The sequence below is a fragment of the Bradyrhizobium icense genome, from assembly GCF_001693385.1.
GTDB classification, from domain to species: Bacteria; Pseudomonadota; Alphaproteobacteria; order Rhizobiales; family Xanthobacteraceae; genus Bradyrhizobium; species Bradyrhizobium icense.
In genome coordinates this window covers 3,456,360-3,473,283 of sequence record NZ_CP016428.1, presented here as the reverse complement: position 1 = coordinate 3,473,283, position 16,924 = coordinate 3,456,360, and the positions used below count along the sequence as shown (strand labels likewise).

The window sequence follows — 16,924 nt, the reverse complement described above, 5'->3', positions numbered from 1 at the left end:
CGAAGATGTCGTTTGCGCAAAAGAAAACAACCACTGTGCCGTCCGCGGAGGAGCGGAGGCGCTTCCAGCGCGTCAAGGTTCACTTGCTCGGCCGCTACATGCTGCCGGATCGCCGCGAATTTCCTTGCCAGATTATTAACATGTCGCCGGGGGGACTGGCGCTACTGGCGCCCGGCATCGGCAACGTCGGCGACCGCGTGATCGCCTATCTCGACCATATCGGCCGGGTCGAGGGCAAGATCACCCGCATCATCGACAACGGCTTTGCCATGACGGTCGGCGCCACCGCGCGCAAGCGCGACAAGCTCGCCGCCCAGCTCACCTGGCTCGCCAACCGCGATATCCTCAATCTGCCGGAGGACCGCCGCCACGACCGCATCGTGCCGCGCAACCCGATTGCGCTACTGACCCTCGAGGACGGCAGCAAGATGACCTGCCGCATCATCGACCTGTCGCTGTCGGGCGCTGCGATCGCCGCGGAGAACCGCCCGCCGCTGAAATCGCTGGTCATGCTCGGCAAGGTGCAGTCCCGCGTGGTGCGAAACCTCGAAGAAGGCTTTGCGCTGGAGTTCGTCCACGAGCAGGTCGCCGAAACGCTCGAAGACGCGGTTACCGCGCGGTAAAGCGCCAACCGTCGAAAACCCCTGACTTTTCAGCCTCCAAGGGCGGTAACCGGGTTGCCGGATGCCGCCCTTTCGCTGTCCGGCAGCAGCCAAAGTCGGTTAACGCGGGGCGCTTTTGCCCGCGCATCCGCTGGTACTGCAGCGCCACAGGCGTTAATCCGTAAAATTTGAATCAATTGCAGTTGTTTCAAATTTTACTCGAGTTCGATTCAAGTATAGATCGAATTTGTCGCCAGCTTTACCAGTATTCACGTTAAATGTACTTGCCTTACTTAGCGGCGGCGCAAATCCTTTGTGCGAAACGTGGTCCCAACAAGAAACGGGGGCCACAATGTTGTTCAGGGGACACGGGAAGGGACTGGCGGTTATCGCCGTCCTGTTGGGAATGAGCGCTTCGATGAGCGTTTCGGCGAAAGCCGGCGACGTTCTCTATGCCAGCCTCGGCGAGGCCGCGCGTTCGCCGATCGGCTGGGTCGAATTCTGCGCCGAGAACGCGAGCGAATGCCGTGGCGGCTCTTCACAGCCGCGCGACATCGTGATGTCGCAGACGGCGTGGCGGGATCTACTGCGGGTCAACAAGTGGGTCAACGAGGCCATCAAGCCGATCACCGACATGGATCATTGGGGTGTGATCGAGAAATGGTCGTTGCCGACGGACGGTTACGGCGACTGCGAGGACTATGTGCTTCTGAAGCGCAAGATGTTGATCGACGCCGGATGGCCGCGCGAGGCGCTGCTGATCACGGTGGTGCGCGACAAGAAGGGCGATGGCCACGCGGTGCTGACGGTGAAGAGCGACAAGGGCGAGTTCGTCCTCGACAACCAGAACGAAAACGTCCTGGCCTGGACCGAGACCGGCTACCGCTTCGTCAAGCGTCAGTCGCAGAGCGATCCGAACATATGGGTCTCGCTCGGTGACAGCCGCCCGGCGGTCGCCACCGCCTCGTCACGCGATCGATAACGAGAGAAGGATTTACGAACCCGCGACCCGGTCACATCCCCACCCCTCCCCGTCCCAGACCGGTTCGCGCGCGGCCAGGCTTCCCCCAAAGCCTGGCCGCAACTTTTTTGAGATACCGGTAGTTGACGACTACGCCGCCAGCGCCACGCGCGAAGTCGATTTTTGCCGCATCGGCTTGCCGCCGGGCGGTCCGGACGGTTTGTGGTCGAGCATCGAAAGCGCTTCGAGAACCTCGTCGATGGTAACGATGCGCCTCGCGCCCGCCAGCTCGCGCAGCGCGGGATTCGACGTCACCGCCGCGGCGTCCGATGCCCACGACGCCAGGATCGCGCGCTTTTCGCTCAGCGACAGCGCCGGGTCGGCGACCACGTCGCGCGGGTGCTCGAACACGGTGGCGGGATGCAACACGGCGTTCAGGTCAAACACGTTGTCTGCATGGTCGATCATCGGTGTCCTCCCCAAAGAAGGCTTCCCGCCCGCAAAGTTCGGGCGGGGAGCCCTCGGTCCATTCGCGAGGCGAGACGGGCTTACGCCACCCTCGCCTCGATCTGCTGCACGTTGCTCGGCGCCGCGCCATTGATGGCAATGCGGCGCGGCTTCATCGCTTCCGGGACCTCCCGGAACAACTCGATCCGCAGCAAACCGTCCTCAAACGACGCGCTCTTCACCTGCACATGATCCGCAAGGCTGAACTGGCGCTTGAAGGGACGCGCGGAGATGCCCTGGTAGAGATATTCGCGCTGGGCCTTGTCGGTCTTATTTCCCTCGATCGTCACCGTGTTCTGCTCGGCGGTGACCGAAATCTCATCGGTCGAGAAGCCGGCGACGGCGAGCGATATCTGGTAGCGATCTTCGCCCAAGCGCTCGATGTTGTAGGGAGGGTAATTATCCTCGCCGGCGCGTTGTGCAGTCTCAACGAGGTCGAACAGGCGGTCGAAGCCGATGGTTGAACGCCACAGGGGCGTGAAGTCGTATGTGCGCATAGCCAAATCCTCCAAAGAGCAAGTTGGATACGAGCGGCACCGGACACGACCGGTGCCCGTCCCGGGACCGGGCCCCAAAGGCGCCCGGACCGCCGCCTGTCGGCGGCAGCAAAAAAATTGGAAAACCGCGATTTGGTTTCAAGGGTGCAGACAAAAATTTTTGGCAAACCGCCACCAGCCTGGCCTGCCCTGCCGATCTTTTGCGCTGCACGACGATGTGCGATGATGGACCGCCGCAGCCGGAGAACGCACCTTGGCTCACAGCGAGATCGACGCCATCCGCGCATTGCTGGGTTCGAAGCCGCGGCCGGTCGGATGGGCGGAGCGGCGGCAGCGGCTCGACGAAGTCGGATCGACCTGGCCGGTGGCATCCGACGTGGAATGCTGGGCGGTCGATTGTGCCGGCGTCGCCGGCGAGTGGTCGATCGCGCCGGGCAGCGACACATCGCGTGTACTGCTGTACTTCCATGGCGGCGGATACTGCTCTGGCTCGATTGTCAGTCACCGCCGCCTGGTGACGGAAGCCGGACGCGCGGCACGCACCCGTACGCTTGCGATCGACTACCGGCGCGCGCCCGAGCATCCCTACCCCGCCGCCCGTGAAGACGCGCTGAGCGCGTGGCATTTCCTGCGCAAGCAAGGCCTTGCGGCGGCGAGTATCGCGGTCGGCGGCGACAGTGCCGGCGGCAACCTGACGCTCGGGCTGATCGATCGGCTGCGCGCCGCGGGCGAACCGCTGCCCGCTTGCGCCTGGCTGATTTCGCCATGGACCGACCTCACAATGTCCGGCGCAACGCTCGCGACCAAGGAAGCCGTCGACCCGTTGATTCACAAGGCGTATCTGGCTGAACTTGCGGACGCCTATGCGCCGCCATCGCTCGATCGCCGCGATCCGCTGATCTCGCCGCTATTCGCCGATCTCTCTGGCTTTCCGCCGGTCCTGATTCAGGTCGGATCGGCCGAGACCTTGCTGGCGGACGCCACGCGGCTTGCCGAGGCCGCGGGGTCGGCCGACGTCGATGTGACGCTGCAGATCTGGCCACAGATGATCCACGCTTGGCCGGTCTGGAATGCCAAACTCGAGGACGGCCGGCGCGCGTTGGCCCGTGCCGGGCAATTCATCCAGTCGCATCTCCGATAGAACTGAACACCCAGCTCTCGCCTGGCCGCGCCGGAAATGCCTGTTTCCCAAGGGCTTGGCCGGAATTCCTCACCCGTCCAACAAATCCCGGGTTTTAGCGGCAGCGCGGCTGTGCTATTCGGGGACATTGAAATCACGTCCGGATTTGGAGTCGCATGATCGAACTCGCCCCCCGGAGTGCCAGCCCCATCGCGCGTTTCGGCGGTCAGCCGATTGCGATCGCCGCTGCGGCTCTCGTCATTGTCGTGGTTGGAGTAAGCTTTATCGCCCTGTGGCGCGCCTATACGGGCAGCGCCCCCGAAACCGATCGCGCGGCCGCGACCCGCCTGTTGCAGGCGCGCGCCGCGCAAGCGTCCGAGCAACTGGTCGAGAAGACCAAGGGCTTGGAAGCGACCCAGCAGGAATCGATCGACCAGTTGCAGGTGGTGCAGGATCAACTGCTCACCGTGCGTCGCCTGCTCGCCGCGCAGCAGGCCGATACCAGGAAGCTTTCCGAGCAGGTCGGAACACTGACGGAAGCGATCGACGGCTTGCGGCACTCCTTTGCCAGTGCGCAGGCCTCCGAACCCACCGCCGCTCCCGCGCCGCGCAAGCGATCAGCCAAGGCAAAGCCCCGCTCGGCCCGGAGCGCAAATCGCAGCCGCGCCAAGGCGCGCGGCTAACACCCGGCACGGCTGACCGATGCGCACCTCCGGCAACTCCAAGTGACTCATATCGAGCCGTGAGGCGCGAAGGCCGGCTGACGGGATATTTTCGACCGTTGCGGCATGCATCGCCGCAACTTTTTTCCGCTCTTTTGTGAACTGGATCACATTTATCCGGATGAATCCCGGGCATCTTGTAGTTCACCGGATGGCGTGAGCCGATTTCAATATCCGGGGCTGGCAAGGTCGTTGACGGTATACTGCGTCGACGGCCTTGTTTTTTTTGTGCCTCGTCAACGGCCGCCGCTGCAATCTAATAGCTCACCGACGCCTGCACCGATACGCGCCAGGATCCCGCCCGGCTGTGCAGCCCGTCAGTCAGCGCCGTCGCCGCCAGCAGTTTGGAGTTGAAGTTCGACCCGGCAGCAAAGTCTACTCCGGCCCCGACCGACGACAGCGTGGACTCGCGCCGGGAAAACAGATCCCGCCCCCACCCGACATCGGCCAGAAGAAACGGCGCCAGCGTGCCCGGCATCCAGGCGGGCATGCCGGGCAGCGAGGCGTAGAGCGAATTGCGCAGGATCACTGCCTGATCGACGACGCCGTCTTCGGTCACATAACCTCGCACGGCGTATATCCCGCCGAGCCCGATGCGCTCGGTGTCCGGGAGCGGCTTGGACGACGCCAGCACGGATACTTCCGATTTCAACGACAGGCCCTTCGGCAGCGGCGTCACGCGGCCATACTCGAGGGTCACGAGATTGGTTTGCACGTCGGTGACGCGTCCATTGGTGAAGGCGCTCCAGGCGCCCGAATTGTTGCCGGACAGAATGCCGCCGGGATTGAACTTGAAACGGACATCGAGATTGTTGATGCCGAAATTGTCCGACCAGCGCCCGTTCCATCCCACCACCAATTGGGCAACGTCGGCGCTGCCCTCGGCGACCGGCGTGCCATCGAAGATGGTAGTGCGTAGCTGATGCTTGAGCTCGACGCCGCCGAGCAGATCGCCGGTCGTCGGCGGCAGAAGATCGGACAGCGCGGTGCGAACGATCGCCGAGGCCTGGCTGGTTTGAGTCTTGATCCGGAACAGGTTATTGGGCCGCTCATTGGTCAGCACGTGATCGCCGACTACTTCGAGACTGGTGCGCAACCCGAGCGGCGTGAGCAGCCGCCCCGCCTGGCTGACATATTTGGCATCGTCAGGCCGGTTGAACAGCCCGTCGTCGACCCAGAAATTGCCGCTGCCGGTGAGCTGATAGGATGCGACGACGTCGGCTGACGGAGCCCCGGTGGCGCCGACGTAATAACGATGCCGGTCAGTCAGGAGCGTGCCGCTGTTGGCATAGCCAGCGTATACCTGCCATGGCTTGCGGTCCGTCACCTGGATGTTGACATCGGTCATGCCGAGATCCTTGCCGGGACCGAACACCGCTTCGACCTGCCGGAACGGATTGCGGTTGGCCCAGTCGAGGTCGGTCTCGAGCTTGCGGGCATCGATTTCCTGTCCGGGGACGACCCGGATGCGGCTTTGCGGATAGCTCTCGGGGGCGGCCCCCGTAACCTTGATGCCGGCGACCTTGAAGAGGATCACGCGTAGCTGGAGCACGCCGGACGATACTTCCTGCGGCGGCAGCGTGACCGATACGAACGGTCGCCCGGCCTCACGGTAAGCCGCAGCCACCGCTGCCTGCACTTCAGCAATCAGCTTGCGGCTGAGCGGTCGATCGAGAAACGGCGTGAGTGGCTCGCGAACCGCGGCGGCGTCGATGCCGCTGACCTGATCGACATCGATACCCTTCGCGCCGGTGCGCGGCTTAACGCTGGCATTTGGCCCGATCAGGACGATGGCATGAACGTTCACGCCGAGCGGCGTTGCATCATCGCTCCTAAGCAGATCGTTGGTATCGATCTTGATCGCCGGGGCGCGACGCGGCGGCTCCGGCGGCAGATTGCGCTCGACCACTTGCGCCTGCGCAACCCCGCCAGATGCGATCGCAAGAACGCAGACCATCAGCAGCGCACGACGCCTGCCGACTCTGTGCTCATGACGCGCGGACGTTCGCACTTGTGTCGCGTGCGATCCGAAACGTTCGGGGAGTGCCGGCTTCATGACGACCGGAGCCTGTCAGAGCTTCGGGATATCGACATGTAAGTTCGCATGAGGCTGCACGTTCCGACGTTCTGTCGCACACCGCGAACAATGAATAAGTCAACCAATATGGTTTATGGATTAAGAACGGCTTAAGGTTGAGTTCCACGTGTGGCAGAACTGCAGCGTGCACGGTTGAATTGCCGCAAGAACGGCAATCATTGCGTGTATCGAGGTCGTAGAGGTGCAGTCGCATCGTGCGGCCGCGCGCGAGCAACAACATCAATTGTCGACGAAGGCTGGAAGGCGATCGCTATCCGCATCGACGAATCTGGCGCGTGCGCCAATCCGACGGTTGTCGGGATGAGGAAGCGCGAGACATTGCCTGGATTTGCAGATGATCGCGGGAGCTGACTGCTCGATGCTTGCGGACTCGCGCATCTGCTCTGGTGGTCGCGGCGCAGGCAGCGGCGCCCGCGAGTTCATGTAGGAACCGAGTTCTGCAAGCGGTACGCGAGGTGTGGCCGTTGGTGTAATGGTGAGGTTCGCGCCAACAAAGGTAAAGGCGTAATTCGATGAGGCCGCCAGCGTTCCCTGCGTGATCCCGTAGATGCCAGCATTGCTGGAGGCCGTCGCCGACGTTGCCAACGCGCCCGCCAGCGCGTCGCCATTGACGAGGCCTGCGCCACCGATCTGATAGGTCAGCGCGGGATTGGCATCGCCATAGGCGCGGCTCTTGGCGTCGGCCGTCGCCGTGATCGCGCGCGGCGTGACCGTCAACGCGCCGGGTGCATCGACAAAACGATAGGCCTGCCCCGAGACGCTGACGGCGCTGCCGCCACTTGCGCTGATTGCGTAGGTGCCGACATTCGAAGTCGCGGTCGCCGCCGTCGATACCGAGAGGCCGGTGATGATTGCGGCGGTATCGCCGGCATGCAGGCCATAGATCGAATAGGTCAACGCCGGGTTGGCGTCGCCATAGACTCGCGACGCATTGGCGGGATCGACTCGCAGCACGTAGTTGACGCCGTAGAGCTGCGGATAGTAGCCGATGCTCGGCGCCGACCAGACGGTTGCGAAATCCCAGCCTGCGTAGGTCGACGCGTAGTTTGCCGGATTCTGCATCTGGCTGGTGGTGAGGCCAGTGATGCCGGCGCTGCTGCCGCTTCCGACCGCATTCACCCTTCCGGACGTATCGGTGTCCCAGTAGGACGACGTGATGGCCCCGGTGCCCGTAACCGATCCGACCAAGCCGCCGGCGGCTGTGGCGCCGGATGTAGAGACGGCATTCGCAGCGCCGATCGCGTACGTCTGCGTGACCGTGCCTGTACTGCCGTGGTTGCCGATCAATCCGCCGGCCATCGCTGATCCGGCGGTGGAGGTAGCACTGGCCGCACCGGTCGCGTAGGATTGCGTGAGCGTAGCCGTGCTACCGTTGCTGCCGATCAGCCCGCCCGCCGAAGTAGACGTCGCCGCTGCGGACGTGGACGCAACGTCTACGGCACCGGTCGCATAGGACTTCGTAACGACTCCGGAGTTGCTGCCGACCAATCCGCCCCCGAATACGGTGGCGAGGGTCGCCGACGTGACGGTGACGGCTCCGGTCGCGTAGGAATTGCTGACGGAAGCGCCTACCGAGTTGATGCCGAGCAGCCCGCCCCCGAAACCTGTAGCGGTCACGGCTCCGGTCGCATAGGAATCGGCGAGGGTTGACCCACTGCTGTTGTATCCGACCAACCCGCCGACCCCCTGGCTGCCGCCACTAACCGCTCCAGTGGCATAGCTCCTGAAGATGCTGCCGTTGTTCTGACCGGCGAGGCCGCCGGCGCGCGTGCCGCCGGTGCCGGCCATCGCATTGCCGGTCGCGTAGCTGTCCTGGATCGTGCCACCGTTATTCCATCCCGACAAACCGCCCATGGAAGAACTGCTGGCGGTCGTTCCGGCGACGGTGACGGCTGCCCAGCTATTGGCAAGGCTTCCCCCATTCTCGCCCAGCAGTCCGCCGCCGTAACTGTTCGCCATGACGGTGCCGGTCGCGGAAGCATTACTGACGGGCCCCTTCGCCAGGCCGGCCAAGGTACCGACGCGCGCCGCGCCAGCGATGGTCGCGGTCTGCAAGCTCACATTGCGTAGCGCAGCGCCGGCTGAGGAGTATCCGAAAAGACCGACATAGTTGGTCGACGACCGGTTGATCATCAGGTTTGAGATCACATGACCCTGCCCGTCGAAGTTGCCGGTGAACTGGTTGGACAAATCGCCGATCGGCGAAAAGCCGGCCTGTGACCACATGCCGGGATATTTTCCGCCGACTGCCGCAAGCGCGGGACCGACGTCGATGTCGCGGGCCAGCGTGTAGCTCGCGCCGAGATCCATCGCCATCAGTTGAAGCTGGTGCGCGTTGGTGATGGTGGTTTGGTATTCCCAGCGGCCGAACGGCCGGGTCTGGCCGTCGATCATGAACCAGTCGGTCGAGCCCGTTCCCGGAAAGCTGAAGCTGCCATAGGCGGTCTGCTTGAAGGCGTAATTGGCCGCGGCTGACTGCGCGGGATCGCTGGTCACGGCCGTCACGCTGCCCGAGCCGCTGCCGATGGCGGAAGCCTGTCCGCTCGCATATGTGTCCCAGTAGGACGCCGTGACTGAGCCGCCGTTGAAGCCGACAAGCCCGCCGACAGCGCTCGGGCTGGCGCCCGTGCCGCTCACGGCGCCCGTCGCATAGATCTGTGATATGGAGCCGGCGGTCAAGCTGCCGCCGAGATTGGCGACATTGTTCAGCCCGATGGCGCCGCCAACGTAGAGCGGTCCGCTCACGATGCTGTTCGAATAGGCATTCGACACGATCTGAAAGTTGTAGCCGACGAGACCGCCGGCGCCGGCTTCGGTGGCGGTGATCGACCCGCCACTCGAGTAGACATTCGTGACCGCCCCGTAGTTCGTGCCGACGACCGCGCCGACAGCCGTCCTGCCGGTTACGGTCGCACCAATGACGCCGAGGCTTGTCACCGAGCCGCCGGTGCCGAGATAGCCGATCAATCCGACGTTTTGGGTTATCCGGTTGATGAAGAGGCCGGAGATCGTGTGGCCCTCGCCGTTCAAGCTTCCGGTGAAGCCGGTTCCGGCGCCGATCGGCTCGAACCCGGCGCCGCTGTTCCAGCCGGACGTGATGCCGGCATCGATGTCGCGGCCGAGCGCATAGGTGCTGGCCAGGTTGTTCTTCATATTCTGCAGGTCGAAGACATTGTTGACCAGCATGTACGCCTTGAGCGTGGCACCTCCGGTGACATTCCCGCTGAAATTCGTCTGCGTCGGCGCCGTGTACTTGGTGGAATTGACGGTCGAGCTGCTGCCGGTCGGATTGTAGAAGATCGAGACCGTTCCCGCGGTCGACACCTGGCCGCCGCCGAACGTCACGGTGCCGGTGCCCGCGCCGGCATTGTCGGCACGCAACACAACGCCGCCGCCGCCGGTGCTCGTGATGTTGGCGTTGACTGCGATGTTGCGATAGGCGCTCAGCGTCAGCGTCGCACCGGTCGACCAGCTTATGCCGCTTGCCACCGTGATGTCGCCGCCGCCGCCGGACGCGTTCGTTTCCTGGGTGACGTCGCTGCCCCCATTGAGCGCGGTCGCGATGGTGCCGGCGAGCGTCGCATCGATGGTCAGGTCGACCGGATCGAGCAGCCAGGTGCCGCCGCGGCCGGCATCGATGCTGCCGCCGGCGAAGTTGAGCTGATGTCCCGAGGTCTCGATGAAGCCGCCGCGCAGCCCCGCCGCGCCGATCGTGCCGCCAAACGACGTCGTGCCGTCCGACCACACGACCACATTGCCGCCCGCGCCCGACGTGCCGTTTGCCGTGATCGTCGCGCCCGCCTCGATCGTGGTGGTCTGCGCATTGGCGATCACTTGCGGCAGAAACTTGAGGGCGGCGTTTGATCCGCCGGCGCGGTCGCCGCCGATCAGCACGGTGCCGCCCGACGTTCCGCCGGCGTCGATCTTTGCGCCTGACGTCAGCGTGACATCCTTTCCGGTCACCACGACAGTGCCGCCCGCGCCGTTGCGGCCTTTTGCAGCGATGGCGCCGCCGACCACAACCTTGTCGGCGCTGACGACGACGTCGCCGCCGCTGAACGAGCGCCGTGCAGTGACGCCTGCGCGCGGCGGCGTCGGCGCAACGTCCGCCTGAACGCGCCGTGCTACCACCTTCTGCGTCACGTTGACCGAACCACCCTCGGCCGTGAGGAAAATTCGTCCGCCCTTGCTGGCAAAACCCGTTGCCGAGATCGCGCGGCCGGTGTTGCCCGCGAGCGCATAGATGTTGCCGCCATTGGCACGCAATTCCACTTCCGCGGCGCGGATCGCGCCGCTGTTGCGGATCTCGCCATTCTGAGCCGGACGCCGCACCAGCACCTTGCCGTTGCCGAGCGATCCGTCGCTCAGCACCACCTCGCTGCCGGACGCCATCGCGGCGGCGCCGTTGCGCGCGGTCAGCGAGCCCTCGTTGCGAACCTGGCGTGCGACCAAAACGACGTCGCCGTTCGAAGACCCGATCTTGCCGAGATTCACGACCGAGGCGTTGCTGTTGCCGCTGAAGCTCAGCGATCCGCCGGCGCGGAAATCCGCGTCCCTGACATCGAGCGTCGAGGCGACAAAACTGCCGCCGGTCTTGACCACGCCGGTCGGCCCGACGACGATCCCCGAGGGATTGACGAGATAGACCGAGCCGGTCGCCGACACCACGCCGTTGATCGATGACGGCACGTTGCCGGTGACGCGGTTGAGCGTCGCGCCGCTACCGTTGTTGAACTGAACCTGGTTGCCCTGCCCGACCGAGAAGCTCGACCAGTTGACGATGCCGGTAGGGCTCGACTGGGTGATCGTCAGATTGGTGGGAGACGTCGAGCCGATCGCAACGTTCCCGCTTACCACCGTTCCACCCGTCGGCAGCGATTGCGCCATCGACGGCTGCGCGCAACCCAAACCCCACACAAGGGCGATCGAGCTGGCCGAAGCCCGAAAATCCCGGGCGCACGACTTGATGGCCGATGAGAGACCCGACGCAAATGAGACCATCAATCGAACCACCATCCTCGACAGGTCGCGGCACTGCGGACTTCCCGCATTCACAAGTTCTTTGCCAGATATGCAGAGGTTCTATGCACGCGCGGCAAAGTTCCATGCGCTTATCTAAGGATGTATCAATTAGCATGTGCAATTTATCAGAAAATTGCGATTGATGGCAGGTGATGGCAGGCAGGCCAGCAGGGATCGCGCGCAGTACGTGACTGCATCGCTCGAGCATGGATTTAGCAGCCGCGGCAAATGCCCTTTATCTTGCGTTCGACCGTCTTGTTTTCTTCGTTGATCACAGCATCATCGGTTGAACTGCCCGCTCTCGCTGAGCCGGTCGTTACGCCACGGCCTGACGACTGCGCGGTGCCGGCAGTATTGGTGCCAGGCGGGGGCGGCGGCGCAAGCCTGGACGGATTTGCCGCGCCGCTCGGACCTTGACCGGCATTGTTTAACCCACCCGGAGTCGCAGGACCTGGCGGCACGCTGGTGACTCCTGGCGTACCCACGCCGGCCGAGCCCGCGCCCGGTGAGCCAGTGGTGCCGGGGCTGCCGGTGGATGTTCCGCCGACGCTCTGTGCAAATGAAACGACCGGCGATACCAGGATTGTGATTGCCGCGACTGCGGCGGCTGCAGACGCCAGCTTCATCGGAGATCTCCTTTTTGAAAGCAACGACAGCGCCGTGGCCTTGTTCCTGCCGGAACGATTTCCCTGCCAGATCATTCATTCACATCCGCTCGACGGCCGGAGTGGTGACGCTTGCGCAAATTGATCGCCTTCGACGATGACACGCTCGACAAGCTCAAACAGCTTGCACGTGACCGGATGGCGACATTTCAGGAACTGGCTGACGAAGCCTTTGCTGACCTGCTGAAGAAGCACGGCATCCCGATCGACCTCAAGGACGCGCTGAAGAAAAGCGCCGGACTTTCGAAGGCTGGGACGGCGCGGAAGACGGGATCGAAAACCGGAAGGACGCCATCATGAATTCCGACCCGGACCCTTTCGAGCAAGGCCAGCGCGCCGCGCGCCAGAACATTCCGGCAGAAGCCAATCCATATCAAGATGGCAGCGAGCAGCATGCGCTCTGGGCCGCCGGCCATGAAAAGGTCGCCGGCTCCCGCGAGGCGAACGAAAGCGAAGGTAGCTGAGCCGCCTGCGATCGTTACGCCGCAGCTTCGGTCGGGGCCGCAACGTCGGTGTGGCCGGTCCGGTCTTCGACCATGCTCACGAACAAATGGGACTCGCGATCCGGGCCGCCGATCTGAAGCCGCCGCACAGCAATGGTGCGCGGGCCCTTGACCGGGTTGTCGACGGTATCGACGATCACCTCGAGCTGCTGCTTGCGCTCCAGCAACTGGCGATCGCGCCGCTCGATCAATTCGGCAGCCGATTCCGGAAACAGCTCGCGGGGTGTTTTTCCCATGATTTCCCCGCGCGACATGCCGATCATTTCTTCGGCCGCCTTGTTGACGAACAGATATCGCAGATTGCGCGCGTCCTTGACGAGAATCCCCTCTGGTATGTTTTCGACGATCGCGGCCAGAAACTCTTCCGTCCGCTCCAGAATGGCTTGACCTTTCCTTTGTGCGGTAACGTCTTCCTGCACCGACACCCAGCCGCCGCCATCCATCGGACGCTCGTGGATCTTGATCAAGCGGCCGTCGGTGAGGCTGATTTCGTAGGAGGTCGGCTGCCGTTTTCCGATGCGGTCGATGATCGCGGCGAGATTGCTTGATGTCGCCTTTGAACAGCCCGCTGTCGACCCGATGCTGCAGGATCTCCTCCAGCGACGATCCCGCCTTGATCTTCACGGGCAGACCGTAGAGCTTTCGGTACTGGTCATTCAGCGCCAGGACCTGCGCCTTGCCGTCGAGCATGATCAGGCCCTGCGGCATGCTGTTGATGGCCGCAGTCAGTTGCCATTTTGTGGCTTGGTACTTGTCGTTGAACTTGTCGCGCTCATCCATCGCTGCATCGCGTTGCCTCGCGGTACCGGCCTTCAGCTCCTCGAGTTCGAAGTTGCGGCTCACGGCGTCACGAAAATTCTGAACGGCGTAGGCCAGCCGTCCGATCTCGTCGGCACGGGCGTAATGCGGAATATGGCTATTGACGTTGCCGGCGGCGATCCGGTCGGTAGCCTCGGTGATTTCCTGCAACGGCCCGATGACGGACCGTCGCATCACGAGCACGTTGAGTCCGGCAAATATCAGCGCGCCAAGTCCGAGTGCGAACAGATAGAAGGCGGCATAGCGGCCCTGGTCTCCGAGATTCGCGGCTTCGACGGCCCGTTCATTGTAGATCCGCGCCAGCGCCTCGAGGTCGTCGCTGAGCTGCGTGCGCGGCGCACGGTTGGCGTCGTTGTCGCCCCATTCGCGGCCAGCCGCCGGGCTGATGTCGACCGCACGCCGCACGAGTTCCTTCCGGAATTCGATGAACTGGTCGATGCGTCGCTTGAAAGCCGTAAACTGCTCGACGTCGTCGGCGCGGACCGTTTCCTTCCACCGCTCCATCACGCCGGCCAGTTCGCGGTTACGCTTGAGGAGAGCGTCGGCGTACTGCTTCACCTTCGCCCGGTCGGTCGACATGTAGATGCCGCGCGATTCCATGACGATGGCGTAGATGAGACTATTGGCCTGGCTGACGTTGGTTGCGGCCTGGGCCGACGATGCCTGCAGGTGCCGATATCCGGTTTGCAGCCGCACCGACTGGATCGACATCACCATCAGCACGATGGTGACGACCATCAACCCGGCAGCGATGCCGTAGATTTTCTCGGTAACGCTGAGATCGCTCATCCAGCCGACGAGCCCAGCCATCATTCTTTTCATCGATCCGGCCTCCGGCAGGGTGCGAGGTCGGGCGTTCAGGGTTAGTGCTTCCGTCGGCCATCGCTCCAGAACGATAGAGCCTAAAGCACCTGCGCTATCACAGGGTTAAGATTGCAACCGGTGGTAATACGGGATACCGCCATGGAACCACGGTTCCCTGCACGACGGTTACTCCTGCACGACGGTTACTGAAGCGTAAGCGAGATAACCTTCGGAGGCCGTGGTTTCGCGAAAGCGCCCGAGACGGAACCGAAGCGGACTGTCTTCAGCCGATCTTCTTCAGTCCGTTTTTGAATCGCGGCCCGTTGAGCGCGTAGAATTTTGCAGCACTTCCCATCGCCGTCACCTGCTCGGGTGACAAAGTGCGGATCACGCGCGCCGGCGAGCCGATGATCAGGGAATATTCGGGATATTCCTTGCCTTCGGTGATGACCGATCCCGCGCCGACGATGCTGCCGCGGCGTATCTTCGCGCCGTTCATGACGATCGAGCCCATGCCGACCAGCGCGTCGTCTTCGAGCGTGCAGCCGTGCAGGATGACATTGTGGCCGACGGTGCAGTTCTTGCCGATCGTCAGTGGAAAGCCGCGGTCGGTGTGGCAGGTCGAATTGTCCTGCACGTTGGAGCCTTCGCCGATTTCGATCCATTCATTGTCGCCGCGCAGCACTGCGCCGAACCACACGCTGGCGGAATCCAGCAGGCGCACCTTGCCGATCACGACAGCGGTATCCGCGATAAAATAGTTTCCGTTTGCGGGGAGTTCAGGCCCCTGTCCGTCGAGTTCGTAGATCGCCATAACAAAAAGGTCTCCGTTAGCGGGGACCTTGGCATAGCCGCTGGCGCGGGATCAAGCGAACCCGGCCGCCAGCTTCAGGTCAGCACGCCGGCGGCACGCAGCGTCATCAGGAAGAACGTACCGGACATCATGCTCCAGAAGCCTGACAGCACGGTTGCCATCATCACGAATTCGAAGCGGCGGCGCTCGATCTTCGCGCCGCGCAGCGTGTTGCGCATGATGATGAAGGGTGCGGCGAAGACCAGAAACGGCACGGCCGCAAATGTCTTCGGCGCCACGCCTTCCCCAAGCAACCCGAATCCCGCCGGCCGCGCCGCCATCGCCTGATAACCGCTGGCGAGCGCGCCTGCGAGCGCAAAGCCGATGCACAGGGCGAACAGCGAATTCAACGCATCGGGCGACATGACAACTTCTCGCAACTCGACAAACCGCGCCCTGCTTTCGCAAAATCGGCCGGCGGCCGCCACAGCATCCTTAAGGAAGGGTTAACAACGGGCCGCTGGAACGTCGTTTGCGCATGGCTGTCGCGGCCGGAACGCCCGCGAAATCGTGCGGAAATCGCGCGGCCCATGGCATATTCGCGGGATGATTCGCCTGGTTCCTCCTCGACTGATGCTTTGTTCATGACCTTGCTTTCGACGGCCCAGCACCTCGCTCGTGACACGCGCAGGGACCCGCGCTCGCATATGATCCTGATCATGGTCGCGGTAACCATCACCGCGGGCGCCATTGCGCTGGTCGCTTATTTGCTGTGGCCGACCTGGGTGGCGCGGCCCGCCAGCGCTCCGGGCCGGTTGCCGGTCAGCGTCGGCGCAACGCTCTTCAACGTGCCGACGTCAGCGATCCGCCGCAAGGTCCAGCGCCACTCCGGACCGCAGGAGCGGGTTGATCTCAGTTTCGTCTTCCCGTCGCTTGAAGCGCCGGATGCGCCGAAGCACGTCAGCGCCGATACGATCGAAGATAAGGTGCAGCCGATCGACCGTATATTCCTGTCAATATCGGCCCACCACGACACGCTGGCGCCGGACACGCGGGTGCGCACGATCTATCCCCGCTACCTCGAACAGAGCGCGACATCGATCGACGACGGATTGACGATGCGCTCCTTTCGCGACGGCTCGCCCTATGCCAACGAGGACCTGTTCTCCGCCGGCGCGCCGAGCCTCAACGCGCGCTGCACCCGCGACGGCCTGACCCCCGGCATGTGCCTGAGCGAGCGCCGCGTCGACGGCGCCGACCTGACGTTCCGCTTTCCGCGGAGCTGGCTTTCGCAATGGCGCGACGTTGCGAATGCGATGGACCGCCTGACGGCGCAAATGCGCGGGCCGAAGGGATAGCCTCGATTTTGTAGGGTGGGCAAAGGCGCAATTGCGCCGTGCCCATTATCGCAATCACGAATACGAAAATAAGTTGGTGGGCACGCTGCGCTTCGCCCACCCTACTGCGTCACAGCGAGTGTCTTACCCGACGTCGGCCAGGTCTTCCTCGAGGATCGCCATCTGAAACTGGAACGAACGATCGTCGTCCTCGTCATCGACGAACAGCACGCCGATGAATTCCTCGCCGATATAGACTTCGGCGGAGTCATCCTTTTTCGGCCGCGGCACGACGCGGATCTTGGGATTGCTGAATACGCGCTTGAGATAGGCGTCGAGCTTCCTGACTTCCTGAACGTCCACGGCGGTCTCCAATCGGATTCTTTAAATTTCCGGGGAGGTTTTAGGACGAGACGGCGCCGACCGCCAGAGCCTTTTCGGTTCTGGTTGGATCAGAACCGAGGCTCTATTCCT

At 63.3% G+C, this 16,924-nt stretch carries 16 protein-coding genes and 1 pseudogene; 8 read left to right on the top strand and 9 right to left on the bottom strand.

Going from position 1 to position 16,924, the window contains the following annotated elements; translation table 11 throughout:
* Positions 1–5: 5 nt before the first annotated feature.
* Positions 6–623 (top strand): PilZ domain-containing protein, encoded by a 618-nt coding sequence (locus LMTR13_RS16180; protein ID WP_057843932.1) that lies wholly within the window; start codon positions 6–8, stop codon positions 621–623.
* Between the two features lie 397 nt (positions 624–1,020).
* On the top strand, positions 1,021–1,584 hold the full coding sequence (locus tag LMTR13_RS16175) for a transglutaminase-like cysteine peptidase (RefSeq protein ID WP_418219776.1): 564 nt from the start codon (positions 1,021–1,023) through the stop codon (positions 1,582–1,584).
* A 129-nt stretch (positions 1,585–1,713) separates the two neighbouring features.
* Here LMTR13_RS16175 and LMTR13_RS16170 read toward each other — a convergent pair whose 3' ends face one another.
* A complete protein-coding gene (locus tag LMTR13_RS16170; protein WP_065728734.1) occupies positions 1,714–2,031 on the bottom strand; it encodes a hypothetical protein in 318 nt (105 codons plus the stop codon).
* Positions 2,032–2,111: 80 nt separating this feature from the next.
* Complete coding sequence (locus LMTR13_RS16165; protein WP_065728733.1) at positions 2,112–2,567, bottom strand: Hsp20 family protein; 456 nt, start codon at positions 2,565–2,567, stop codon at positions 2,112–2,114.
* 253 nt (positions 2,568–2,820) lie between these two features.
* Between LMTR13_RS16165 and LMTR13_RS16160 the strand changes: the two genes are divergently transcribed.
* Both LMTR13_RS16160 and LMTR13_RS16155 read left to right on the top strand, forming a co-directional pair.
* Complete coding sequence (locus tag LMTR13_RS16160) at positions 2,821–3,708, top strand: alpha/beta hydrolase (protein WP_065728732.1); 888 nt, start codon at positions 2,821–2,823, stop codon at positions 3,706–3,708.
* A gap of 155 nt (positions 3,709–3,863) precedes the next feature.
* On the top strand, positions 3,864–4,370 hold the full coding sequence (locus LMTR13_RS16155) for a hypothetical protein (RefSeq protein WP_065728731.1): 507 nt from the start codon (positions 3,864–3,866) through the stop codon (positions 4,368–4,370).
* A 295-nt stretch (positions 4,371–4,665) separates the two neighbouring features.
* Here the strand turns inward: LMTR13_RS16155 and LMTR13_RS16150 are convergent, their stop codons facing one another.
* Together LMTR13_RS16150 and LMTR13_RS16145 are read right to left on the bottom strand one after the other, a co-directional pair.
* On the bottom strand, positions 4,666–6,366 hold the full coding sequence (locus LMTR13_RS16150) for a ShlB/FhaC/HecB family hemolysin secretion/activation protein (protein ID WP_197521114.1): 1,701 nt from the start codon (positions 6,364–6,366) through the stop codon (positions 4,666–4,668).
* A gap of 360 nt (positions 6,367–6,726) precedes the next feature.
* Positions 6,727–11,394, bottom strand: coding sequence for a beta strand repeat-containing protein (locus LMTR13_RS16145; protein WP_065728729.1), 4,668 nt, complete (start codon positions 11,392–11,394; stop codon positions 6,727–6,729).
* 600 nt (positions 11,395–11,994) lie between these two features.
* Here LMTR13_RS16145 and LMTR13_RS40820 point away from each other — a divergent pair.
* The 3 genes from LMTR13_RS40820 to LMTR13_RS41725 are packed head-to-tail and all read left to right on the top strand — an operon-like array spanning position 11,995 to position 12,658.
* Positions 11,995–12,279, top strand: coding sequence for a hypothetical protein (locus tag LMTR13_RS40820; RefSeq protein WP_197521113.1), 285 nt, complete (start codon positions 11,995–11,997; stop codon positions 12,277–12,279).
* A complete protein-coding gene (locus LMTR13_RS16135) occupies positions 12,267–12,494 on the top strand; it encodes a hypothetical protein (protein WP_065728727.1) in 228 nt (75 codons plus the stop codon). Before LMTR13_RS40820 ends, LMTR13_RS16135 begins: the two co-directional genes overlap by 13 nt.
* On the top strand, positions 12,491–12,658 hold the full coding sequence (locus tag LMTR13_RS41725; protein WP_197521112.1) for a ribosome modulation factor: 168 nt from the start codon (positions 12,491–12,493) through the stop codon (positions 12,656–12,658). The genes LMTR13_RS16135 and LMTR13_RS41725 overlap by 4 nt, the downstream gene beginning before the upstream one ends.
* A 14-nt stretch (positions 12,659–12,672) precedes the next feature.
* Here the strand turns inward: LMTR13_RS41725 and LMTR13_RS42550 are convergent, their stop codons facing one another.
* The 4 genes and pseudogenes from LMTR13_RS42550 to LMTR13_RS16120 all read right to left on the bottom strand — a co-directional run bounded on the left by LMTR13_RS42550 (position 12,673) and on the right by LMTR13_RS16120 (position 15,538).
* Complete coding sequence (locus tag LMTR13_RS42550; protein ID WP_250637236.1) at positions 12,673–13,215, bottom strand: PAS domain-containing protein; 543 nt, start codon at positions 13,213–13,215, stop codon at positions 12,673–12,675.
* Between the two features lie 103 nt (positions 13,216–13,318).
* A pseudogene (locus LMTR13_RS42545) lies at positions 13,319–13,690 on the bottom strand (HAMP domain-containing protein); the annotation flags it as partial.
* A 913-nt stretch (positions 13,691–14,603) separates the two neighbouring features.
* Positions 14,604–15,134 carry a gamma carbonic anhydrase family protein gene (locus LMTR13_RS16125; protein WP_057843886.1) on the bottom strand — a complete coding sequence of 177 codons (531 nt, stop codon included), beginning with the start codon at positions 15,132–15,134 and terminating at the stop codon, positions 14,604–14,606.
* Positions 15,135–15,208: 74 nt separating this feature from the next.
* Positions 15,209–15,538 (bottom strand): DUF6949 family protein, encoded by a 330-nt coding sequence (locus LMTR13_RS16120; protein WP_065728726.1) that lies wholly within the window; start codon positions 15,536–15,538, stop codon positions 15,209–15,211.
* A 219-nt stretch (positions 15,539–15,757) separates the two neighbouring features.
* On the opposite strand from LMTR13_RS16120, the gene LMTR13_RS16115 reads away from it, so the two are divergent.
* The gene (locus LMTR13_RS16115; protein WP_065728725.1) at positions 15,758–16,471 is read left to right on the top strand and encodes a hypothetical protein; all 714 of its coding nucleotides are present in this window, start codon (positions 15,758–15,760) and stop codon (positions 16,469–16,471) included.
* Positions 16,472–16,594: 123 nt separating this feature from the next.
* Here the strand turns inward: LMTR13_RS16115 and LMTR13_RS16110 are convergent, their stop codons facing one another.
* A complete protein-coding gene (locus LMTR13_RS16110) occupies positions 16,595–16,813 on the bottom strand; it encodes a DUF3126 family protein (protein WP_065732730.1) in 219 nt (72 codons plus the stop codon).
* Between the last annotated feature and the right edge of the window lie 111 nt (positions 16,814–16,924).